Origin of the sequence: Allobosea psychrotolerans (genome assembly GCF_002917105.1) — a bacterium.
Classification (GTDB): Bacteria; Pseudomonadota; Alphaproteobacteria; order Rhizobiales; family Beijerinckiaceae; genus Allobosea; species Allobosea psychrotolerans.
The window spans coordinates 376,554-397,445 of sequence record NZ_PQFZ01000005.1; the positions used below are offsets into that span (position 1 = coordinate 376,554).

Sequence of the window (20,892 nt, forward strand, 5' to 3'; positions counted from 1 at the left end):
CTGCGATGAGCCAGGGCTTTGGAGGCGCACCCCAGTGGTGCTGGAATGCACCATGATCGACTGGGATGACGTTCGCTATTTTCTTGCCGTGGCGCGCGGAGGCTCGGTGCGGGCTGCTGCCAAGCACCTCGAGGTGAACCACTCCACCGTGCTGCGACGCATCGCCCAGCTCGAGGACCGCCTTGCGGCGCAGATGTTTGAAAAGCTGCCTTCGGGCTACCGCCTGACGGCTGCGGGCGAGGAGGTTCTCGAACTCGCCCACCAGATGGAAGCGTCGTCGCACCAGCTGGAGACGCGTATCTTCGGGCGCGACCAGAGCGCCCGCGGGCTTCTGCGGGTGACGCTGCCACCCTTCCTCGCGACGCACCTGCTGATGCCGGATCTCGCCGATTTCGCGCGCCTCCATCCGGATATCGAGATGGAAATCGTGTCGACCGGCGAAGTGGCGAATCTGACCAACCGAGAGGCCGATGTTGCGATCCGCATCGTCGGCGATCGCAAGACCTTGCCGCTCAATCTTCACGGCCTGAAGGGGCCGGAGCTGTTCAGCGGCGTCTACATGTCTCGCGATCGACTGGCCGCGTGGCGTGCGGGAACGCCTGATCCCATCCGGTGGATCGTCATAGACAATCATGGCCTCCCGGTCTGGGCGCGCGAGGGAGAGGTTCACACCACGGGAGTTCCGTTCAGGACCCCCGACGCCGAGACGCAGATCGTCGCTGTACGGCAAGGGATCGGCATGACGAAACTGCCCTGCTTCGTCGGAGATGCCGACGCTCTCCTGGTGAGGGTGCCGGGTACCGGCCTGCCCATGCATGGGACGCTCTGGCTTCTCACGCAAGGCGAGGCGCGCAAGACGAAGCGCGTGCGGCTCTTCACCGAGTTCATCTCCCGCAGGCTCGCCGCATACGCTCCGCTTCTCGCGGGGCTGTCCGGATCGCGCGAGTGACGCCCGGCAGCTCGCCGGCGACGCCTGCAGTGGACGGGTGTCTGCAGGCGGACATTGAGATCGGAGCCTTTGGACCGGCCATGCCCCTGGGACGACGGGCTGCCGCCGCAGACTTCGCCACGATCGCTTTGGTCCCGAACAGCCCTTTTTCGTCTCAGCGACGGCTGCTCGAAACCCGGCCCTGATGCCCACTGGAGAGGAACTGCATGAAAGCCGGCGGGAGCTCGATGAAGTCGAGCGCTTGCTGACCGATATCGAACTCCGCGATAGCCTCGGTCAGCATCTCGAATTCCCGCTCACCATCGGAATTCCTCGGTGACGAGATGAGCTGTGCAGCTCGCAGCACAGCAGCCTTCCGCTGTTCATAAGACGAGATCGTCACGGCGTCGGCGTTGGGCATGACACCACCTCATCGCTACGCAACCTCACATCCGCTACATTAGCGATCCAAGCGCTGGAAGACGAGTCGCTTCTACGCGATCGCCCGGTAGCTGGCCCCTGCCCCTGGTCTCGCCGAGAGTGTGCCGCACCGCCGCAATGACCGTGCGGCGCGCGCCCTGCCCGCCCATCGGCGAGCACGCGTGATGATCTTGGGCTTGCGCCAGGATTGCCTGAAAGCCGGTTTGCCCGATGCCGGCGATGCGCCAGGAGCGAACATTGGCGACTTGCCTGGAAGCGGCATTGCCGGCTTTGCGCCACATGCCTGCTTCGGTTGGTGAGCTTTCAGACCTGAAAGCGAGCGAAACGCATCGTCTCACGCCACGACATGCGAGACCAATCTCGACGGCGTTCCGGGTCCGAGATGCACCGTGTTGCGCGCTACGTTGCTGGTGCGCCCCTTGCCTTCCGCTGCGCCGGTGTTCGGGTTCACGTCGAATTTGGGGAAGTTGGACGACGAGATGTCGAGGCGGATCCGGTGTCCGGCCTTGAACAGATTCGCCACGGCGAACAGTTCGATCACGATGTTGAAAATCTCGCCATTACGGATCGGCTCCGGCTCTTCCCAGGACTTGCGATAGCGGCAGCGGAAGATGCCATCGCTAAGGTTCATCGCGAAACCGGTCGGATAATCCGCGCTGGGGGGATGAACATCGATGAGCTTGGCCGTGAAATCCGTATCCGGCGCATCGGATGAGGCCCACAGATGGACCGAGACCGGCCCAACGAAAGTGACGTCCCGCGGCAAAGGCTCGGTTTCGAACATCAGAACGTCCGGCCTCGCCGAAAGCGGCAGGCCCGGCGTCCTGCATCCGAGGAAGCGCTTGTCCTCGCGCTGATCGAAGGCGCCGCCTTCGAAGACCGGCTGGCCGCTCGTCAGCGCCCCGCCGATCGTCGGAACGGGATCGCGCGGATCGAAATCATAGGTGATCGCCTGTGCCGTCGCGGCTGGCCCATCGACCGACAAGATGCCGTCCGGGCGCAGGTGGAAGGCGGTCTCGCGAGTCTGTGGCGGCGGCCAGCTCTCGGCCTCCATCCAACGCCCGCCATGGTCGAGCTGTCCCGCGGGAGTCCGGACGCCGGATCCGCCCCCCATTACAAACAGGCGCACGGGAGGGTTTTCCCCGGTCGGCCCTGCCTGCTTGAGCCGGCGATCGAACCAGTCGATCCGGAAGCGCAGCCAATTCTCGGCGAGATTGCCGTCGAAAGGAGCTGCCGGGCCGAAATCGACGTCGCCGAAGACCCGATGCGTGCGGTTGCCATGCGTCCAAGGGCCCATCACGAGTTCGGGCCGATACTGCCCCCGGCTCAGGCCAGCGAAATTCTCGAAAGTCGTCGGAACATAGACATCGTACCAGCTCGACATCAGCAGGATGGGGATGTCCGGGATCTGGTCGTAAGAGCCGGCGGCATAGATGCCGAGCGCCTTCCAATAGTCGCTGAACGACCCGTTCTGCCATTGCTCCAGCAGGTAGCTCTCGTATTCAGGCTCCCACCGGATCGGGGAATTGCCGCGGCTCCACGGCATGCGCCCGAACCAATCGATGATGTTTTCGGCATCCAGAGCGGCGCGCAGGTTGGGATCATCCGCACAGGCGCGCCCTTCGCTCGCGCGATTATACGCCCAGGTTGCCTGCTTCAGCTCGAAGGCCCCGCCCTGCCGAATCCCGCAGCGATAGGCATTCGAAAAACCGCCGCTATCCAGGATCATCGCGCAGAGCGCCGGCGGAGCCAGGCAGGCCGCCGCCAGTTGCGTGTGGGCGGCATAGGACAGGCCCATCGTGCCGACCTTGCCGGAACACCACTCCTGTTCGGAGATCCAGTGGATGGTGTCGTAGCCGTCAGGCGCCTCGGAGAGGTATTTGGTGAACTCGCCCTGGGAGCCGTAACGGCCACGGCAATCCTGGAAGACCACGGCATAGCCGGCCTCGCAAAACGCCTTCGCAACCTCGCTCCGGCTCATCGGCCGATCGCTGCCGACCGTCAGCTCGGAGCGAGACGCCAGATGCTTTCCATATGGCGTGCGCTCCAGGATCGCGTGAAAAGGCCCGTCTCGTCCCGCAGGCAGATAGACGTCGGTGGCGAGGCGAATGCCGTCCCGCATGGTGACCAGAACGTCCCGGAGCAGCCTGGGCTCTCCGCTTGAAGCCGCCGTACCCATCCTGTCAGGCTCCTGCCAAGTCGGTGGAGGAGTGCGAGGCCGCCGCGTTCGACGGCTTGGCCAGGGATGCCGCCGCCAGGAGGCTCGATGCTGCGGTGAGGCTGTGGGTCAGCCGGTTGAGCGCACGCACCGCATCCACCTCCGCAAACCGGGCCGCGTCGCCGGCTGCACTGGAGACCAGCCGCCGGATCGGATCGAGGATCGGCCACGACGGTAGCGAGAGCGCGGGATCGTGAACGAAGCGATCCCCTCTGGTGTAGTCAAGCGGCACGAGGATGCGGCTCAGCTTCATGACCGCGCGATCATGCGTCGACGCATCGAGCGCCATTCCGTCGAACGCGGAAAGGGCGAGTGCGAGGGTCTTGGCCTTGCCGAGCGCCTGACCAAGACGCGGCGCGCCGTTCAATTGATCCTCGAGCCTGGCCAATTCACCGGCGAGATCGCCGAGCTGATTGGCGTAATCGATCGGCAACCGCTCTCGCGTCAGAAGTTCCAGCACGACGCGCAGCACGATCCGCGCGTCGCGAACCAGCAAGGCAGGATCGATCTTGTCGAGCAGGTCGTGCTCGGTATGCCACCACCACCCGAGATCATTGCGCATCTTGAGAGCGCTCGGCTCTTGCAGGCTGAGACTGCCGAAGACCGAGGGAATACCGATCCCCGGGAAGGAGTCGTCGGCCGAGCGCGCCTTGCGGCGCCCGGCCAGTTCCTGCCCGGTCTCCTCCGCGATCGCAGCCGCGGCGATTCCAAAAAGTCCGCCGGCCGAGCCGGTCCGGGTCAGATCGTTCGCGCCGATCGCGCCGGGGCTGTCGAGATTCACATGCGCGGCGCAGCGCGCGTCGAGTTCCGCCCAGTGATGGTCCGCGTACCAGGCCGATCCGGAATAGCGCCCCTGCGAATGCCCGGACCAGAAGCAGATGCGAATGCCCCGGCGCCACGCCTTCCGCTGCTCCAGGCACAGTCGCAAGACCTCGAGCATCGCGATATTGGCGGAGCCGTTGTCCATGACCCCGTTGAACCAGGTGTCAACATGGCATGAGAGCAGGATGAAAGGCCCTTGCGGATCGTCGGCAAGCGGCAGATCGCCGACGAGAAGCGGCGTCTTGCGCCAGCCGGTATCCACGTCCGCATGAAGCGTGACCTCGACCGCGCCAGCCTTCAGCGCGTTCCGCAGGGCTTCGCCCTCCGCATTGCTGATCGTCAGGACGACGACGTTCGGCAGGGCCGAGCGCGTATCGACAGACGGATTGCCCCAGATCGGCGAGATGCACATCTCGTGCAGCAAGTGGTGAGGGCTGATCTGCACCACGCCCGCTGCGCCCGCCTGCGAGGCCAGCAGGGCTATGCCGGGACTTGCGATTCCATTGACCAGGGCGATTCGGCCGCGGAGGTCTCGTTCGGCGAAGGCTGTGCGAGCGCCCTCGCCAAGATCGACGAGCGCCCCCGTCAGACCACCGGCCGGCGAGGAAAGCGACATCGAATGCGTGATCGCCGTCACGGATCGCCCCCCGACGACGAGCCGAGCAGGGCCGGGAATGCTGATATACGCGTCGTGAGCCATGAGCTCGGTTTTCAGCCCAAGCTGATCGAGCCGCTCCTCGAGCCAGGCGAAGCTGGAGGCTTCCCCCGCGGTTCCCGCCACTTTGGACCACTGGGCCAGTGCTTTCAGCCCGGTCATCATGCCGGCCGCAGATACTTTATCGACAAGCACCGGTTCCAGGTCGCCTTCGGTTTGCGTTGCTAAAGCCATGGTGATGGCATCCTCGTCTTTGACGTCTGCATGGAAGGGCAAGCCTACTCCTCAGCCGGGGTTTCTTGATGCCGCGAGCAGCGCCGAGAGTTCCCGGGCCGCACTGCGAACAGTCTCGACAAGAGTGGGAAGAAGGCTCTCGCTCACCCGCCCCGTGGGCGCTCCGATGTGGATCGTCGCGATGATCTTGCCGTCCGGGCCCATCACTGGCGCGGAAATCGAAATCAGGTCGGGGCTCACCTCGCCATGGCTGACATAGAAACCTTGGCTGCGAACATTCGCGAGCACCTGCCGAAGCCGATCAGGGTCGACGCAGGTCCGCTCCGTGAACGCCTTCAGCGGCTCGCTGAGAAGCGTTTCTCGAAAGGCTTCATCCTGAAAGGCCAGAAGAACCACACCGGAACCGGCATGCATCGGCCGGCTGCCGCCAATGCCCGCCAGCACCTTCACCGCCCTTTCCGGTTCCCAGCCCGCCACGCAAAGGCTGTTTCGGCCATCGCGAACGCGCAGCTGGACCGTCTCGCCGGTGCTGCTTCCGAGCTTCGCGATAATGGGGCCTGCTATCCGCGCGATGTCGATTTGTCGCTCAGCCGCATTCCCGATCGCCAATGCGGCCAAACCCAGCCGATATGTTCGCTTTTCGGCTGTCGAGCTGATGAAATTACTGGCCTCGAGACTGCACAGAAGTCGGTACACCCTGGCTTTGCTCTGCCCTGAACGGCGCGTGATCTCGGAAAGACCCAGGTCTGGCGCCTCCGCAATGAGCTGAAGAACGCCGAGCGCGGCATCGACCGCATCGACCCGGTACTTCTCGATCTCTTTTGGCGGGGACGCTCTCATCTTGGGCGCTCTTCTTCTGTTCAGCCCCGAACCGACGGGGCCACCCTCTCGTGAAGTTCGCTCCTAGCACAACGCCGATTGGTTCGCTAGATGAACCAATGGTTCAATAATTTGACATCGACACGAGTCCGACGCAAGCTCCCTCGAAATCGAGCTTTGGCAGCGCTCACCCGGCACGGGCCGCGCCATCGAGATCGCAGGGAACGAAGAGCCGATGGCCCAAGATGCACTGGCCCAGGATGCAGAAGACCGAGCCGGCCGGGTCCGCTGGCCCGGCAAGGCCGGAGCGGTCGTCTGCGTCACGATCCATGTCGACGGCCCCGCCGTCGAAGCCGGCCGTGGGCAAAACGCGCTCGGAATTCACAGCCGCGGCCGTTACGCGCTCCGGCGCGGCATCCACCGCTATCTGGAGATGCTCGACCGGCATGGCGTGAAGGCGACCTTCTTCTGCTGCGGCTACGACGCCGAGCATTGGCCGGAGCCATTCTTCGCGATCCAGCGAGCGGGGCACGAGATTGCAGCCCATGGCTACCAGCACGAAGGCTTCGACCTTGGTGACAGGGAGCCGGAGCTGCTCGAAAAGACCCATCGGATCCTCGCCGGCTTCGGCCAGGAACCGGTCGGCTGGTGCTCGCCGTCCGGACGCAAGAGCCGGCTGACCCTGCCGACGCTGCGACGCCTCGGCTATATCTACGACGCGAGCGAGAAGGACGAGGACATCCCCTATCTGCTGGAGGATGGCTTCATGATCCTGCCGAACAACACTGTCTCGCTCGACGATTTCCCGATGTATTTCACGGGCGGGGCTTCGGCTGCGGAGGTCGAGCGCAACTTCGTGCAGGAGTTCGACGCCGCGCTCCACCGCGACGGTTACGTTCACCTCACGGTGCATCCCCGGGCGGGTGGCGGATCAGGCACGCCGGCGCGGGCGGGAGCGGTCGACCGCTTCCTGGCCCATGCCAAAGCGACGCCTGGCACCCGCTTCATGACCTGCCGCGACCTTGCGGAATATTGCCTGAGCGAGCCGTCCCGCTGGAAGGAGCCACGGGCATGACCGGTTCTCTGCTGATCACCGTGAATGTGCACGGTATCGGCCCGGAAGCTGCAGGCATTCCGGAGGCCGAACTGTTCGGCCGCGATGCCCATGGCCGCTACACCTATCGCATCGGCCTTGCCCGTCTACTCGATGCCTTGCGCGACGACGGGCTTCCCGCGACCTTCTTCTGGCCGGCGATGGAGGCGGAAAGGCTGCCTCACCTGGTCGAACGCTGCCTGCGGGACGGCCACGAGATCGCCAGTCATGGACGCGCGTTCGAGGACCACGCGGCGCTGGGTCGCGCGGCGGAAGCAGCCGCCATCGGCCAGGCCCATGAGACCCTGCTTCGCCTGAGCGGATCGCCGCCGCGCGGTTTCCGCTCTCCGACCGGCACCCTGTCCCCCGACACGATCCCGATCCTACAAAGCCTCGGCTATCTCTACGATTCGAGCTTCCTCGACGATGACAGCCCCTATGGATTGGGCGTTCATGGCGGCGAGCGCATGGTCGAGTTGCCCGTTTCGGAAGGCCTGACGGACGCTACGCATTTCCGCCGGCGCGTCACGCAGGACCGTGCCGAAGAACTCATCCGCGAGGAGCTCACGGCTTTGCTCGCGGTCGATGGCTATGCCTGCCTCACCTTCCATCCACGTGCCGATATCGGCGTCGGCCGCGCCGCGCGCCTGCCCTTGATCCGGCGCCTTGTCGAGCTGGCTGGGGAGCAGGGAGCCAAACCCGTCCTCTGCAGCTGGCTGGCACAGCATTTCCGCGCGACCGCCGTCGTGCCGGCACCCTGACATGATCGGAGATTGAGATGCGTGCCCTCGCAGCCCTCGTCCTCGGATTGACCGCATTCGCGGCAACCGGAGGTCCTGCCTCATCCCAGACGCTTCGGACGATGCTCACATCGGACATCCGGGGCGTCATGCCGGGGCGCAGTCCCGACACGGCAACGGGAAGTGTCCTCCAGAACATCTATGAGGGCCTGGTCGCCTGGCGGGCCGACGGAAGCGTGGCCCCGATGCTGGCCGAAAAAATCGACACCTCCGCCGACGGCAGGACCTATGTCTTCACGCTCCGCGACGGCATCACGTTTCACAACGGCGCGCCTTTGACCGCGAAGGAAGTCGTCTGGACCTGGGAGCGCTTCCTCGATCCCAAATCCGCGTGGCCCTGCCGCGGCGCCTTCAACGGGACGAACGCGACGAAGATCGAGTCCGTCAAGGCGCTCGACGACCACCGGGTGGAATTCCAGCTCGCCGAGCCCAGCGGCTCCTTCCTGAGCGCCATGGCCCGCGCGGATTGCGATTCCACCGGCATCGCTCATCCCGATGCAGTCGATGCCAACGGCAACTGGGCGACGGCGATCGGTACCGGCCCCTTCAGGATGACCGAGTGGCGCAAGGGCCAGTTCATCGAGCTCACGAAGTTCGCCGACTATAAATCGCGGACGGAACCTGCGGACGGCCTTTCCGGCGCCAAGGAAGCCAAGCTCGAGAAGGTTCGGATCACTCTCATTCCGGACGCGCAGGTTGCGAAGCTCGGCATCCTGCAAGGCCAGCTCGATCTTTGGACCGATGTCGACGCGGCTTCGATCAAGGACCTGGCCAGCGACAGGAACGTCACGGTCGTAACCACACCGGTCGCCGGCATCTACACGATCCCGCTGCAGTCCCGCGATCCGATGCTGGCCGATCCGCGGATCCGCCAGGCGATCAGCCATGCGATCGATCGGTCGAGCCTCGCCAAGGCGGTGCTGGACGATGACAGCATCGCCTCTGCGTCGCTGATCCCGCTGACGAGCAAATACTACGGCAAGGTCCAGCGCAGCGGCGCCGAATACGATCCCGACAAGGCGCGCGCCCTGATCAAGGCCTCGGGCTACAAGGGCGAGCGCATTGTTCTGATCACCAGCAAGGCATCGCCTGTCATGGGCGATACCGCGATCTACCTCCAGTCGATGCTGCAGGCCGTCGGCCTCAACGTCGATGTCGAGATCCTGGAATTCGCGACGCAGTTCGAGCGCTTTTACAGCGGGCGCTACCAGATGATGGTCTGGAACCTCACGCCCTACCTCGATCCGCTCTTCATCATCGAGCGCTTCACCGGCGACAAGGGGCGCCAGGCCGACAAGGTCTGGGACAGCCCGACCTCGAAGGAACTCCTGAAGAAGCTCGTCCTTGCCGACGAGAACCAGGACAAGCAGGCGCTCTACGATGAGCTGCATCGCCTGCAGATGGAGGAAGCGCCGCTCGTCGTGTGGGGCACGCGCGCCACCACGGTGGCCTTCCGGAAAAGCGTCACCGGATTCCAATCCTGGGCCGGCCAGAAGCCGCGCTACTGGAATGTCTCTGTCGCTCGATGACCAGCGATGGCCGGAGCGATTGCCCGGCCATGGCTCCGCAAACTCCACCATCATGACGGCCGAGGGCCAGAAGACGCGCGCGATGATCACCGACCCGAAAGCTGCCGGCATCTCCACGCAGAGGTTGCAGGAGACGGTGGCCACCCTGTCCGCGCTCGGCCGGAAACTGCCGGGATCGGACAGCGCCGCGACCGCCTGCAGCCTCATCTGCGAGCGGCTGACCTCCGCCGGCGTTGCCAATCAGGTCCTCGAGCTCGAGGCCTTTGTCAGCTGGCCCGTCAAAGCGTCTCTGACGCTCGGCGACAGCGTGCTTCCGGCCAACGGCTCCGCCTTTACCGCTCCCGCCGACAATCTGACGGGTCGCGTCACCCGTTCTCTGGCGCCGGGCGACCTGCAGGGCGCCTTTCTGGTGATCGACGGCCTGCCGCGCTACGACGCCTGCATCAGCGCGCAGCGCGCCGGCGCACTGGGTGTCATCGCGATCTCGCATGGCCCGCAGCGCCATTACGTCCAGGCGTCGCCGCTTTGGGGGGCGCCGACAGGCCCTGCCGATCTGGCCCTGCTGCCAAGCGTGCCCGCCGTTCAGGTCTCGCGCGATGCCTCGGCCGTTCTGGAGCAGGCCATCGCAAGCGGTTCGCAGGTCACCATGGCCAGCGACATCCGCACGGAATGGCGTGCCGCCCGACAACCCCTCGGCGAGATCGAAGGGCGCGAGCCGGGCTATGTCCTGCTCGGGGCGCATTACTGCACATGGGGCGACGGGGCGACCGACAACACGGCCGGCGTCGCATTGCTGATCGAGCTGGCGCGGCTGCTGAAGCAGCAGCCCCAGCCCCGTTACGGCATCAAGTTCGCCTTCTGGACGGGCCATGAACAGGGCGGGTATGCCGGCTCGTCCTGGTATGCCGACGCATTTCGCGACTCGCTCTACCGCGACGCCATCGCCTATCTCAATGTCGACATCGTCGGCAGCCGCGGCGGCACGACCAAGGCCCTGCGAAACACCACGGCCGAACTGGCCGGTTACGTGCGGCAGGTTCTTGACGGAACGGTCGGCAAGCAGACGCAAGAGGAAGAAGAGTTCGTCGACCGCTCGGTCAAGCGCCTCGATCCTTATGTCGATCCGCGGCGCTCGGCGCGGAACTCGGACCAGAGCTTCAGCGGGATCGGGCTCGCTTCGGCTCAGGTCAGCGCCTTTCTCCCGGCCGCCAGTCCCGAACATCTCCACGGCAGCGGGCTGGCCTGGTGGTGGCACACCGATCAGGACACGATCGAGCATATGGATGCCGATGTCCTGGCCATCGACACGCTGATCTATCGCAACCTGGTCGCGGGGTTGATCGACGCGCCGGCCCTGCCCTTCAGCCCCCAAGCCATGGCGGGCGACGTGCTCGCAGGCCTGCGTGCCTATCGCGAGGCCGCCCCCGGGCTTGCCGACATCGCGCGCCTGACCGGCCTCGCCGAGAGACTGGCCGATGCGCTCGCCGGCTGGACGCCGACCGCAGCCGACGACCGGCTCCTGCTGCGGCTCGGGCGCCACCTCAATCCGGTTCTCTATCACGCGCGCAGCGCCTTCGAGTTCGACCTCGGCCGAGCCAGCCGCATCCTGCCGGGGCTGGCGGCGGCACTGACGCTCGATCGCCTCGACGCCGATGCCGCCAGAATGGCGCGGGTGCAGTTGCGCCAGCGCGCCAATCGCATTGCGCACGGCCTCTCGCAGGCCATCGAGCTGGTCGAGGCCGCACGCGGCGACGCGCTCTGACGCATTCGACCAATCCGCGTTGCCCCCTTGGGCCGCGCAAACCAACAGGGGACCAGCATGGATCGACGTCGTTTCATGAAGGCCGGCGCCGCCGCAGCACTGGCCGGCATCAGCGCTCCGGCACTTTCGCAGCAATCCCGGCAAAAGGTGCTTCGGTTCGTACCTTACACGGACCTCACGATCTTCGACCCGATGTGGTCGACGGTCGATATCACCCGCGACTATGGCTACATGATCTACGATACGCTGTTCGGGCTGGATGCCAGTTTCCAGCCGCAGCCACAGCTTGCCGAGGGCCTGCTCTGGGGCGACGACGGTCGCAGTTGCACGATCACGCTTCGCGCCGGCATCACCTTCCATGACGGCGTGCCGATCCGCGCCCGCGATTGCGTCGCCAGCCTGAAGCGCTGGTCGCAGGTGGCCCCCATGGGCGCGACGCTGTTCGCACTGACGGACGAACTCGTCGCGGTCGACGACCGGACGCTGCGCTTCCGCCTGAAGCGGCCATTTCCGATCCTGCCCGCGGTGCTGGGGCAGCTCAGCGCTCCCGTGCCCCTCATCATGCCCGAACGGGTCGCGCAGACCGACGTCAAGACGCAGATCACCGACCGGACCGGCTCCGGCCCGTTCAAGTTCAAGGCGGATGAGTTCCAGCTCGGCAATCTCGCCGTGTTCGAGAAGTTCCAGGGCTACCGGCCAACGCCCAATACGGCGCGCGGCCTCACCGCCGGTCCGAAGATGGTGCATTTCGAGCGTGTCGAATGGCGCCGCATTCCCGACGCCGCGACGGCCGCCGCGGCCCTCCAGACGGGCGATGTCGACTGGATCGGCGGCCCGACCTCCGAAACGGTCGAGCTGCTCGCCGGCTTCAAGGATATCGATCTCCCGCGCCTCGAGGACATTCCTTCGATGGCGATGATGCGGATCAATGCGCTCCATGCCCCGTTCAACAACAAGAAGATCCGCCAGGCGCTTCTCCCCGCCATAGACCAGGCCGAATTCTGCATGTCCGTTGCCGGGACCAACCCGCAGAACTTCGCCACCGGCAGCGGCTTCTTCCCGCCCGGCACGGCGCTGGCCAGCGATGCCGGCCTCGAGGCGCTGAAGGGTCCGCGCAGTATCGAAAAGGCCCGGCAACTTCTGAAGGAGGCGGGCTATGCCAACGAGCGCGTCCGTCTGCTTGGCGCAGCCGACAGCCCCGCTTCCACCACGCCGCTGGCCCAGGTCGCGGCGGACATGCTTGGCAGGCTCGGGCTGAACCTGGACATCGCGCTCCTCGACAATGCCTCCGTCGCCCAGCGCCGCCGCTCCGAAGAGCCGGTCGACAAGGGCGGCTGGTCGCTGAGCTGCTGGCTGTTCCCCGGGAGTTGGTTCGTCGATCCCGGCACCAACATCATGCTGCGCGGCAATGGGCGCAATGCGTGGTTCGGCTGGCCCACCATTCCGAAGCTGGAAGAGCTCCGCGACGCCTGGCTCAACGCCTCATCCGTCCACGACCGCAAGCGCATCGCGCAGGACATGCAGGTTGTCGCGATGGACGAATTGCCGGCCATTCCGCTCGGCGCCGTCTACCGCCAGACCGCGCTCAAGAAAGACCTCGTCGATCGGGTGCCGACCGCCACGGTGTTCTGGAACATCCGCCGCGGCTGATCCGGCCGTCCCTGCATTGTGAGGAGGCTGGCTCCATGCTCGCTTATATCCTGAAGCGCATCCTCGCGACGATACCGGTCATGCTGGTCGTCGCGCTGACGGTGTTCTCGCTGCTGTTCCTGGCGCCCGGCGATCCCGCAACGATGATCGCGGGAGACCAGGCTTCCGCGGCGGATGTCGAGCGGATCAGGCAGAGCCTTGGCCTGGACCAGCCGTTCCTCGTGCAGTTCGGTACCTGGCTGTGGCAGCTCGTCCATTTCGATCTGGGCAATTCCGTCTTCACCGGCCAACCCGTGACGAAACTCATGGCGGAGCGGGTGGGACCAACGGTCTCGGTCATGCTGCTGACGCTTCTTTTGTCCATCTGCACGGCGATTCCGCTCGGAGTGGTCGCGGCCTGGAAAAGCGGCAGCTGGATCGACCGCGCGATCATGAGCGTCTCCGTCGTCGGCTTCTCGGTCCCCCTGTTCGTGGTCGGATACATCCTTGCCTGGGTCTTCGCCCTGAAGCTGCAATGGCTGCCTCCACAGGGCTACACCCCGCTCTCCGAAGGGGTCTGGCCCTGGCTGCAGCGGCTGATCCTGCCCGCGATCACGCTCGGCTTCGTCTACATCGTCCTGATCGCGCGGATCACACGGGCGTCCATGCTCGAGGTGCTGCAGCAGGACTATGTGCGGACGGCCCGCGCCAAGGGGCTGGGACCGCGCAAGGTCCTCTTCCTCCACGCGCTCAAGAACGGCGCCGTCCCGGTCATCACCGTCATCGGCATCGGCTTCGCCGCCCTGATCGGCGGCACGGTGGTCACCGAAACCGTCTTCACGATCCCCGGGATGGGGCGGCTGACGGTCGATGCCATCCTGCGCCGTGACTACCCGGTCATCCAGGGGCTCGTGCTGGTGTTCTCCTTCGTCTACGTGCTCGTCAACCTGGCCGTGGACCTCATCTACTCGCTTGTCGATCCGAGGATCCGCTATTGAGCTCACCCACATGTCATGCCGGAGCCGCGGCGTTGCAGCCGGAGGGCTCGCGGCTTTCGGCGGCCCTCACCCAGATGCGGCGCCATCCGACGATCCCGACCGGCGCGACCGTGCTCATCGTCATGGTCGCGATCGCGATATGCGCTCCCCTGCTCGGCACGATAGACCCGACCGCGACGTCGCTGGCACGCCGGCTGCGGGAGCCCTCGGCCCAGTTCCTCTTCGGCACCGACATGCTCGGGCGCGATCTCTACTCGCGCGTCCTGTACGGCGCCCGCATCTCGCTGCTGGTCGGGTTTTCCGTCGCGGTATTCTCCTCGATCGGCGGCCTCTTCCTGGGTTTGATCGCGGGCTTCATCAAGCGGATCGACGTCGTCGTCATGCGGATCATGGACGGCCTGATGTCGATCCCTTCCATGCTCCTGGCGATCGCCCTCATGGCCTTGACCAAGGGTTCGGTCCTCAACGTGATCGTCGCCCTGACCGTCGTCGAGATACCGCGCGTGACCCGCCTTGTGCGCTCGACGGTTCTTTCCTTGCGCGAACAGCCCTATGTCGAGGCCGCGATCTCAGCCGGGGCAAGCACGCCGAGAATCATCATCCGCCACATCCTGCCGAATTCCCTGTCGCCCCTGATCGTCCAGGCGACCTATATCTGCGCGGCGGCCATGGTGACCGAGGCCGTCTTGTCCTTCATCGGCGCCGGCACACCGCCGATCACGCCGTCCTGGGGAAACATCATGGCGGAGGGCAGGACGCTCTGGCAGCTGAAGTTCTACATCGTGCTGATCCCGGCAGCTTTCCTCTCTGCGACCGTGCTCGCGGTGAATATCCTGGGAGATGGTCTGCGCGACGCGCTGGATCCACGCAGCATCTATTGAATCAGGACGTCGCGGAACCCGCCTTGCCGCGTGAGCGACTGAACATGGTGCGCCGGGAGTGGACATTGGGAGGTTGCCCGAAACCGGACAGTCCCTGTGCACCTGCATTCCACGCCGTCGGGCAGCACGCCTGAGATTGGCCTGCATCCCTCAGATCCGTTTTACGTGAGGTGGAACCGTCCGTTCCCAGCGATGTGACGCTGTGATTGGCCGGCTCCACGTCAGGATGCGCAGCGCGTGCAATCCCGGCACTTGGCAGGGTTCAGTTGAGATCTTCGGCGCTCTGGCGCTGCCGGCCTCCAGCCTGGCCCCGCCCCGACCGGCCGATTAGTAGTCCCACCAGGCGGGCACCCAGCGAAAGAGCTCGCCTTCCGCCGCCACGCGGCCGACGGATGGGAATGGCATATGCGTGGATATCAGCCAGGAGCCGGTCGTCGCCAGTTCCTGCATCAGGCGCAGCCGAACGCGGGTCGCCTCCTCCGGGTCGTGTTCGAAACCGTTGTGCCACTCGGGATGGTCGAACGAGACCGGGAATATGGCGTCGCCGCCGAACATTAGCCTGTCGCTGCCGGACGCGATGCGGACCACGCTGTGCCCCGGAGTGTGGCCGCCGGTGCGCGTGACGACCACCCCCGGCGCAACCTGCTGTTCCTGCTCGAAGGTGCGCAGCTTGGCATGATAGATTTTCAAGAAGCGCTTCGACGCATTTCTGGCGATTTCAGCAAGCGCCGGCGGCATGCCGGTGCGGGAGAAATCAGGCGCTTCCCAGAACCGGGCCTCCGCGGCGGACACATGGATCCGCAGGTCCGGATGCAACTGCTCCTTAACCCCTTCGACGAGCAGCCCTCCGATATGGTCGAAGTGCATGTGCGTCAGCACCACGTCGGTCACGGAAGCCAGATCGACGCCTGCGGCCGCCAGTCGATGGCCGAACAGCCCGGCCCGCGTGAAGTCCGGAACTTCGCCACCAATCCCGCTGTCGATGAGAATGGTCTGGTTTCCGCTGCGCACCACGACCGCATTCAGTGCCCAATCGAATGTATCATGCGCCAGGAATGAACGGTCGAGCCAGGCGTTCCGGGTCGCCGGGTCGGCATTGGTCGCCATCGACTCGGCCGGCGGCTCCAGAACGCCGTCGCTGATCACGAGTACATCGATGTCGCCGACGCGCACTGCGTAGCGCGACGGAACCAGGTCGTCGGGCCCCGGCCCTTCGTCGGATGAGGTATTAAAGGTCTTCATCGTTTGTGGCTGTCCCACGAGAGCCTCCTGCTGATCCTGCAATTCAGCCGTATCGGCCACTTCCGTCAGTGGCAGCGGCATCGGCCAATAGGCTCGGATTCTGTGTCCAGCGGAATCAAACAACGGTCTAGTGGATTTAAACCAATGTCTAGGAGATGCACTCTCGGCGTGCAGTATTGAAAAGGCCGTTCTTGCCTCGTCCGCATTCTTGCCAACCCCAGACGGCAAATCTCCACGTATTGGGGCAGCGCGTCTTTGATCAGGAAGCCAGCCTGACGGCCTGAACCTATAACATGGTATGGTTCGCCCTATTCCTTGACCCAATCGACCGGCAGGACGCCTCCCAATAGCGTCTCGGTGCCGTGCAGAACGGCGGTCAAGAGGAGACAATCATGAGCCTGGACATTAGCTCACGCCCCGGCAGGACGGGGCCGGAGGAGCTCGTTCCCTCGCGCTATGCGGTGAAGGTCGGCGAAATCGACGTGCTGGTCATCAGCGATGGCGTGCTGCCGCTTCCAACCAAGATGTTGGGACATAATGTCGACGCGACCGAGCGGGCGAGCTGGCTGAACGAGATGTTCCTGCCGCAGGACGCTTTCGACTGGTCGCTCAACGTCGTCGTCGTGCACAGCGGCGATCAGACCATTCTCGTCGATGCCGGACTGGGGCTGGATCCCAATCTGAACCTGCCGAGGGCGGGACAACTGGTCAAGCGGCTTGCCGCCGCCGGCATCGATCTGGCGTCCGTCACGGATGTCGTGCTGACCCACATGCATATGGATCATGTCGGCGGGCTGCTCGTCGAGGGTGTGAAAGACCGGCTGCGTCCGGACCTGCGGATCCATGTCGCCGCCGCCGAGGTCAAGTTCTGGGAAGCGCCAGACTTCACCCAGGTCAACATGCCAGAGGGCTTCCCCGACGCGCTCAGGGCAACCGCTAAACGGTTCGCGCAGGAGTATCGCAGCCATTTGCGGCTGTTCGAGGAGGAGCATGAGGTGGCGCCGGGCGTGATCGTCCGCCGAACCGGTGGCCACACGCCCGGCCACAGCGTGGTCCGCCTGGCGTCCGGCAGCGACCGGCTGACCTTCGCTGGCGACGCCGTCTTCACCGTCGGGTTCGATCACCCCGACTGGCACAACGGCTTCGAGCACGATCCCGAGGAAGCAGCACGCGTCCGGATCCGTCTCTTGACCGAGCTCGCGGGGACCGGCGAACAGCTCGTGGCGACCCATCTGCCGTTCCCGTCCGTCGGCCGGGTGGCCGCCGAGGGCGACACCTTCCGCTGGGTCCCGGCTTTCTGGGACTACTGACCCCTGGTTTTCCGCACCGGCAGCGCCGTTCGCCCACGGATTTGGTGAACGGCGCGCCGCTTGGATGCTGCGAAAGGAGACAGCAGATGAAAATCGTGATTATCGGCGGGACCGGCCTGATCGGTTCCAAGACCGCGGAGCGCCTGCGCCGACAGGGGCATGACGTCATCGCCGCCGCCCCCAATACCGGCGTCAACACGATCACCGGCGCAGGCCTGGCGGAGGCGCTCGAGAAGACCGAGGTGGTGATCGACCTCGCCAACTCGCCGTCCTTCGAGGACAAGGCCGTGCTCGAATTCTTCCAGATCTCGGGCCAGAACCTGACGGCAGCGGAGAAGAAGGCCGGGGTCAAGCACCATGTTGCGCTCTCGATCGTCGGAACCGATCGGCTGCCGGATAGCGGCTATCTGCGCGCGAAGCTGGCGCAGGAAGCGATCATCCGCGAGGCCGGCATTCCCTATACGATCGTGCGGTCGACGCAGTTCATGGAATTCCTCGGCGGCATCGCCCAAGCTGGAACGGTCGGCGACACGACCCATCTGTCGACGGGCAATCTGCAGCCGATCGCCTCAGACGATGTCGCCGATTTCGTGGCGGAGGCCGCCCTGGCCGCGCCGGTCAACGGCATCATCGAAATCTCCGGTCCCGAACGCGCGCGCCTTTGCGATTTCGTCGCGCGCTATCTCAAGGCCATCGGAGATCCGCGCATTGTCGTCGCCGACCCGGATGCCCGGTATTTCGGGACCAAGCTGGAGGCCGGCTCGCTCGTCTCCGACAATACCCCCCGCATCGGTCGCATCGATTTCGATCGCTGGTTCGCGACCGCTCCCCGGACATAAGGCTCCCGGACGAGCGCTCTGCGAAACGGCTCATCCGCCCCGATCATGAAAGGACAATAGACATGGCCAGATCATTGGCGTGCGCCGTTGCGTTGACGGCTCTCCTCTCGGCTTCGGCCCTTGCGCACGACACGCCCGGTGGTGGCGAGGGTGCGAAGGTCACGCTGGTCTATGACCACGCGCTGCCGAACGTGCCGGGCAAGAGCATCAGGGGCGTTCTCGTCGAGTATGCCCCAGCTGGCTTCTCGGAGGGCCATACCCACCCCACATCCGCCTTCATCTATGCGACCGTTCTCCAAGGAGCGATCCGCAGCCAGGTCAATGAGGGTCCGGTTACGGTCTACAAGGCCGGCGAGAGCTTTTCGGAATTCCCGGGCGATCGCCACGGCGTCAGTGAGAACGCCAGCAAGACGCATCCGGCAAAACTGCTCGCCGTCTTCGTTGTCGATACCGCCCAGCAGGAACTGACCTTTCCACTCAAGAAGTAGGTGGACAGATCTGGACCGATCCGGCGCAGCCCTTCTTCGGGATGCATAATCGTCACGGAGATTTCCCGCATGCTCGGCGATGATCACATCCTCCCTGTCGTTCTGATCAATATCCTGGGACTTGCCGGTATCGTCATATGGCACCTTCAGGGCTGCAACCGTCCCACAGGCCGCCTGATCGTCCAGATCCTGTTCTTCGCAGGCATGAGCCTCGTGCTCTACTTGGGAGGCATTGCTCCGCATCAGCCCGATGAGCCCTATGCGGAGGGCTTGGCCGCGATGCTCTCCAAATCGGCCAGGATCCTCTGGTGGACCCATCTCGCCTGGACGATCATCGGCCTCCTCCACATCTATGTCAGGCTCAATCGCAAGCCGCGGGAAGCGCATCTGATCCTGGACATGGCCGTTGCCGCCATCTATCTCGGCGTAGCGCTGTCGGTGATGGGTTTCGTCTTCGGCCTGCCGGTCGCCACCTTGGTGACGACCTCGGGCGTCGTCGCGTTGATCTTGGGCCTGGCGCTGCAGAACACGCTCGGCGACGTCTTTTCGGGCATCGCCCTGACGCTGGGCAAAGCTTATTCGATCGGTGATTGGGTGCAGTTGAGCGACGGCACCGCGGGGCGTGTCACCGAAACCAATTGGCGCTCCACCAACCTGCTGACCGGGTTGAACAACATCGTCGTGCTGCCGAACAGTCTGCTGGCGAAGCAGAGCCTGACCAGCCTGAGCCGCCCCGACGAGTCGCATCTGCTCACCTTGAGCCTGCGCTTTGCGGCCGGGCAGCGGCCGCGCATCATCGAGGGCGCCATGCGCTCCGTGCTGGACGCCAGTACCCGGATCGTCAAGGATCCGCCGCCAGCTGTTGCCTTGAAGACCATCGACGCGACGGCGATCGAGGTCGAGCTGCAGTTCCGTGTCGCGAGCCTCGCCACGGGTGTTTCCGCGATGAACGAGTTGATCGACCTGATCCATGACCGCTGCGACGCAAGCGCTCTTGCGCTGGCCCTGCCCGCCTAGAGCATCGGGTCCTGTTGCAGCAGCTCTGGCGGCGACCGGCGCCGGCCAGCCGGTCTGCTTGCAAGTCATGGATTTCCATAAGTGCGGCTGCAGCGTTCCGGCGCTAAGTTCCAGCGAGTTTGCCAGTCGGGTCTTCGAGGACCGGCGCTGGATGAAGCTCTGACGGTTTCGAGGCATTCCGTCTCCGACAGGAGCAGCCGATCATGATAGCAGCGCTTCATCGAACGCCGCCGGCCCTGATGTTGGTCACGCTGGCCATCGGCCTCGCGGCGTGCTGGTCGGCCGGATCGCCTTTCGGCATCCTGGCGCCGATTGGCGCTCTCTTCCTCTACGCTCGCGGATACTGGCTGTTGTCGCTCTGGGGCGGGCTGCTGATCGCCCTTGCCGGGACGGTCCTTGCTGCCATGCTGTATCCGGGCACGATACGGGACGAGGCGCTTTCGCTCGGAGCCCTCGTCGCGGTGGCCGGCTGTATCGGCCTGCTTCTGGTGCCTGATCCGCTTCGTCGAGGCAGCCGGCTTGCTGCGCTGCATCGGCGAGCGGCCAGGCAGCCGGACGGGCTCGGAGGCTACGCGGACAGGGCGCTCGACGGCGCGGTTCATCCAGATGACCGGCCTGCGATCGCACAGGCGGCAGCCTACGCATTCTGGACGGGCGTGCCGCAGGTGACCAGCTATCGGCAGCGTGAGCCTGACGGCAGCTACCGCTGGACCGAACTACGCGCCGAGCCGGGCTATGGCGTGAGCGTCGATGTCGACGCGATGGTTTCCAGACCATGCGATCGCTGGACCGTCGCGGAATCCCTTGGAGCGACCGTGGCGGCGGTCAAGGCGGCCAAGGTGATCGAAAGCCTGCACGGAAAGGCCTGGGCTTTCGACGCGATGGGCAAGTTCACCTATGTCACACCGGCCGCCCAGGTCGCGATCGACATGGCCTTGGAGGATCTCAATCGTCGCCTCGGCGATCGCGAATTCATCGACGGCGGCGAAGCCGGCTGGATGCGCGGCGTCCATCCCGACGATGTCGACAAGGCCGCCTCCACGCTGCGTCATTGCCTGAAGACCGGCGAGCCGTGGAACATCGAATACCGGATGCTGCGGGCCACCGGACACTATGTCTGGCACCGCATATCGGCGCGGCCGACCCGCGATGATGAAGGTCGCATCACGGGCTGGTTCGGCACCTCG

The 20,892-nt window shown here is 65.0% G+C and carries 18 protein-coding genes and 2 pseudogenes; 14 read left to right on the forward strand and 6 right to left on the reverse strand.

Annotated features, from left to right (window positions below):
- Window positions 1-52 precede the first annotated feature (52 nt).
- Window positions 53-949, forward strand: coding sequence for a LysR family transcriptional regulator (locus CYD53_RS11810; protein WP_103718323.1), 897 nt, complete (start codon window positions 53-55; stop codon window positions 947-949).
- 154 nt (window positions 950-1,103) lie between these two features.
- Here CYD53_RS11810 and CYD53_RS11815 read toward each other — a convergent pair whose 3' ends face one another.
- The 4 genes from CYD53_RS11815 to CYD53_RS11830 all read right to left on the reverse strand — a co-directional run bounded on the left by CYD53_RS11815 (window position 1,104) and on the right by CYD53_RS11830 (window position 6,138).
- Complete coding sequence (locus tag CYD53_RS11815; RefSeq protein ID WP_103718273.1) at window positions 1,104-1,349, reverse strand: hypothetical protein; 246 nt, start codon at window positions 1,347-1,349, stop codon at window positions 1,104-1,106.
- Window positions 1,350-1,703: 354 nt separating this feature from the next.
- Window positions 1,704-3,548 carry a CocE/NonD family hydrolase gene (locus CYD53_RS11820; RefSeq protein WP_103718274.1) on the reverse strand — a complete coding sequence of 615 codons (1,845 nt, stop codon included), beginning with the start codon at window positions 3,546-3,548 and terminating at the stop codon, window positions 1,704-1,706.
- Between the two features lie 4 nt (window positions 3,549-3,552).
- Window positions 3,553-5,340: a M28 family peptidase gene (locus CYD53_RS11825; protein WP_210202333.1), complete on the reverse strand. Its 1,788-nt coding sequence runs from the start codon at window positions 5,338-5,340 to the stop codon at window positions 3,553-3,555.
- A gap of 9 nt (window positions 5,341-5,349) precedes the next feature.
- The gene (locus CYD53_RS11830; RefSeq protein ID WP_103718275.1) at window positions 5,350-6,138 is read right to left on the reverse strand and encodes an IclR family transcriptional regulator; all 789 of its coding nucleotides are present in this window, start codon (window positions 6,136-6,138) and stop codon (window positions 5,350-5,352) included.
- Window positions 6,139-6,352: 214 nt separating this feature from the next.
- On the opposite strand from CYD53_RS11830, the gene CYD53_RS11835 reads away from it, so the two are divergent.
- From CYD53_RS11835 to CYD53_RS11865, 7 genes are all read left to right on the forward strand, one after another.
- Window positions 6,353-7,192: a polysaccharide deacetylase family protein gene (locus CYD53_RS11835; RefSeq protein WP_103718276.1), complete on the forward strand. Its 840-nt coding sequence runs from the start codon at window positions 6,353-6,355 to the stop codon at window positions 7,190-7,192.
- Window positions 7,189-7,971, forward strand: coding sequence for a polysaccharide deacetylase family protein (locus CYD53_RS11840; protein WP_103718277.1), 783 nt, complete (start codon window positions 7,189-7,191; stop codon window positions 7,969-7,971). Before CYD53_RS11835 ends, CYD53_RS11840 begins: the two co-directional genes overlap by 4 nt.
- 101 nt (window positions 7,972-8,072) lie before the next feature.
- A complete protein-coding gene (locus CYD53_RS11845) occupies window positions 8,073-9,539 on the forward strand; it encodes an ABC transporter substrate-binding protein (protein WP_245928196.1) in 1,467 nt (488 codons plus the stop codon).
- Window positions 9,520-11,301: a M20/M25/M40 family metallo-hydrolase gene (locus CYD53_RS11850; protein WP_103718279.1), complete on the forward strand. Its 1,782-nt coding sequence runs from the start codon at window positions 9,520-9,522 to the stop codon at window positions 11,299-11,301. Before CYD53_RS11845 ends, CYD53_RS11850 begins: the two co-directional genes overlap by 20 nt.
- Window positions 11,302-11,358: 57 nt before the next feature.
- Window positions 11,359-12,951 carry an ABC transporter substrate-binding protein gene (locus CYD53_RS11855; protein WP_103718280.1) on the forward strand — a complete coding sequence of 531 codons (1,593 nt, stop codon included), beginning with the start codon at window positions 11,359-11,361 and terminating at the stop codon, window positions 12,949-12,951.
- A 35-nt stretch (window positions 12,952-12,986) separates the two neighbouring features.
- A complete protein-coding gene (locus CYD53_RS11860) occupies window positions 12,987-13,928 on the forward strand; it encodes an ABC transporter permease (RefSeq protein ID WP_103718281.1) in 942 nt (313 codons plus the stop codon).
- Between the two features lie 74 nt (window positions 13,929-14,002).
- The gene (locus tag CYD53_RS11865) at window positions 14,003-14,809 is read left to right on the forward strand and encodes an ABC transporter permease (protein ID WP_103718325.1); all 807 of its coding nucleotides are present in this window, start codon (window positions 14,003-14,005) and stop codon (window positions 14,807-14,809) included.
- A gap of 327 nt (window positions 14,810-15,136) precedes the next feature.
- On the opposite strand, the gene CYD53_RS11870 is transcribed toward CYD53_RS11865, so the two are convergent.
- A complete protein-coding gene (locus CYD53_RS11870; protein ID WP_103718326.1) occupies window positions 15,137-16,051 on the reverse strand; it encodes an MBL fold metallo-hydrolase in 915 nt (304 codons plus the stop codon).
- A gap of 392 nt (window positions 16,052-16,443) precedes the next feature.
- On the opposite strand from CYD53_RS11870, the gene CYD53_RS11875 reads away from it, so the two are divergent.
- The 5 genes and pseudogenes from CYD53_RS11875 to CYD53_RS30985 form a co-directional block, all read left to right on the forward strand.
- Window positions 16,444-17,361: an MBL fold metallo-hydrolase gene (locus CYD53_RS11875; protein WP_103718282.1), complete on the forward strand. Its 918-nt coding sequence runs from the start codon at window positions 16,444-16,446 to the stop codon at window positions 17,359-17,361.
- Window positions 17,362-17,447: 86 nt separating this feature from the next.
- The gene (locus tag CYD53_RS11880) at window positions 17,448-18,200 is read left to right on the forward strand and encodes an SDR family oxidoreductase (RefSeq protein ID WP_103718283.1); all 753 of its coding nucleotides are present in this window, start codon (window positions 17,448-17,450) and stop codon (window positions 18,198-18,200) included.
- Between the two features lie 62 nt (window positions 18,201-18,262).
- Window positions 18,263-18,688 (forward strand): cupin domain-containing protein, encoded by a 426-nt coding sequence (locus CYD53_RS11885; RefSeq protein ID WP_103718284.1) that lies wholly within the window; start codon window positions 18,263-18,265, stop codon window positions 18,686-18,688.
- Window positions 18,689-18,757: 69 nt separating this feature from the next.
- Window positions 18,758-19,705, forward strand: coding sequence for a mechanosensitive ion channel family protein (locus CYD53_RS11890; RefSeq protein WP_103718285.1), 948 nt, complete (start codon window positions 18,758-18,760; stop codon window positions 19,703-19,705).
- 404 nt (window positions 19,706-20,109) lie between these two features.
- Window positions 20,110-20,376, forward strand: a pseudogene (locus CYD53_RS30985) (hypothetical protein); the annotation flags it as partial.
- 45 nt (window positions 20,377-20,421) lie between these two features.
- On the opposite strand, the gene CYD53_RS30710 reads toward CYD53_RS30985, so the two are convergent.
- On the reverse strand, window positions 20,422-20,718 hold the full coding sequence (locus CYD53_RS30710; RefSeq protein WP_245928197.1) for a hypothetical protein: 297 nt from the start codon (window positions 20,716-20,718) through the stop codon (window positions 20,422-20,424).
- Window positions 20,719-20,739: 21 nt separating this feature from the next.
- Between CYD53_RS30710 and CYD53_RS30990 the strand changes: the two are divergent.
- A pseudogene (locus CYD53_RS30990) lies at window positions 20,740-20,889 on the forward strand (PAS domain-containing protein); the annotation flags it as partial.
- Window positions 20,890-20,892 lie beyond the last annotated feature (3 nt).

What these genes read in the sequence shown, in the direction of transcription:
- CYD53_RS11810 (WP_103718323.1), top strand. Translation starts at nt 53, where the DNA reads ATGATCGACTGGGATGACGTTCGCTATTTTCTTGCCGTGGCGCGCGGA.
- CYD53_RS11815 (WP_103718273.1), bottom strand. Translation starts at nt 1,349, where the DNA reads ATGCCCAACGCCGACGCCGTGACGATCTCGTCTTATGAACAGCGGAAG.
- CYD53_RS11820 (WP_103718274.1), bottom strand. Translation starts at nt 3,548, where the DNA reads ATGGGTACGGCGGCTTCAAGCGGAGAGCCCAGGCTGCTCCGGGACGTT.
- CYD53_RS11830 (WP_103718275.1), bottom strand. Translation starts at nt 6,138, where the DNA reads ATGAGAGCGTCCCCGCCAAAAGAGATCGAGAAGTACCGGGTCGATGCG.
- CYD53_RS11835 (WP_103718276.1), top strand. Translation starts at nt 6,353, where the DNA reads ATGGCCCAAGATGCACTGGCCCAGGATGCAGAAGACCGAGCCGGCCGG.
- CYD53_RS11840 (WP_103718277.1), top strand. Translation starts at nt 7,189, where the DNA reads ATGACCGGTTCTCTGCTGATCACCGTGAATGTGCACGGTATCGGCCCG.
- CYD53_RS11845 (WP_245928196.1), top strand. Translation starts at nt 8,073, where the DNA reads ATGCTCACATCGGACATCCGGGGCGTCATGCCGGGGCGCAGTCCCGAC.
- CYD53_RS11850 (WP_103718279.1), top strand. Translation starts at nt 9,520, where the DNA reads ATGTCTCTGTCGCTCGATGACCAGCGATGGCCGGAGCGATTGCCCGGC.
- CYD53_RS11855 (WP_103718280.1), top strand. Translation starts at nt 11,359, where the DNA reads ATGGATCGACGTCGTTTCATGAAGGCCGGCGCCGCCGCAGCACTGGCC.
- CYD53_RS11860 (WP_103718281.1), top strand. Translation starts at nt 12,987, where the DNA reads ATGCTCGCTTATATCCTGAAGCGCATCCTCGCGACGATACCGGTCATG.
- CYD53_RS11865 (WP_103718325.1), top strand. Translation starts at nt 14,003, where the DNA reads ATGCGGCGCCATCCGACGATCCCGACCGGCGCGACCGTGCTCATCGTC.
- CYD53_RS11870 (WP_103718326.1), bottom strand. Translation starts at nt 16,051, where the DNA reads ATGAAGACCTTTAATACCTCATCCGACGAAGGGCCGGGGCCCGACGAC.
- CYD53_RS11875 (WP_103718282.1), top strand. Translation starts at nt 16,444, where the DNA reads ATGAGCCTGGACATTAGCTCACGCCCCGGCAGGACGGGGCCGGAGGAG.
- CYD53_RS11880 (WP_103718283.1), top strand. Translation starts at nt 17,448, where the DNA reads ATGAAAATCGTGATTATCGGCGGGACCGGCCTGATCGGTTCCAAGACC.
- CYD53_RS11885 (WP_103718284.1), top strand. Translation starts at nt 18,263, where the DNA reads ATGGCCAGATCATTGGCGTGCGCCGTTGCGTTGACGGCTCTCCTCTCG.
- CYD53_RS11890 (WP_103718285.1), top strand. Translation starts at nt 18,758, where the DNA reads ATGCTCGGCGATGATCACATCCTCCCTGTCGTTCTGATCAATATCCTG.
- CYD53_RS30710 (WP_245928197.1), bottom strand. Translation starts at nt 20,718, where the DNA reads ATGGACGCCGCGCATCCAGCCGGCTTCGCCGCCGTCGATGAATTCGCG.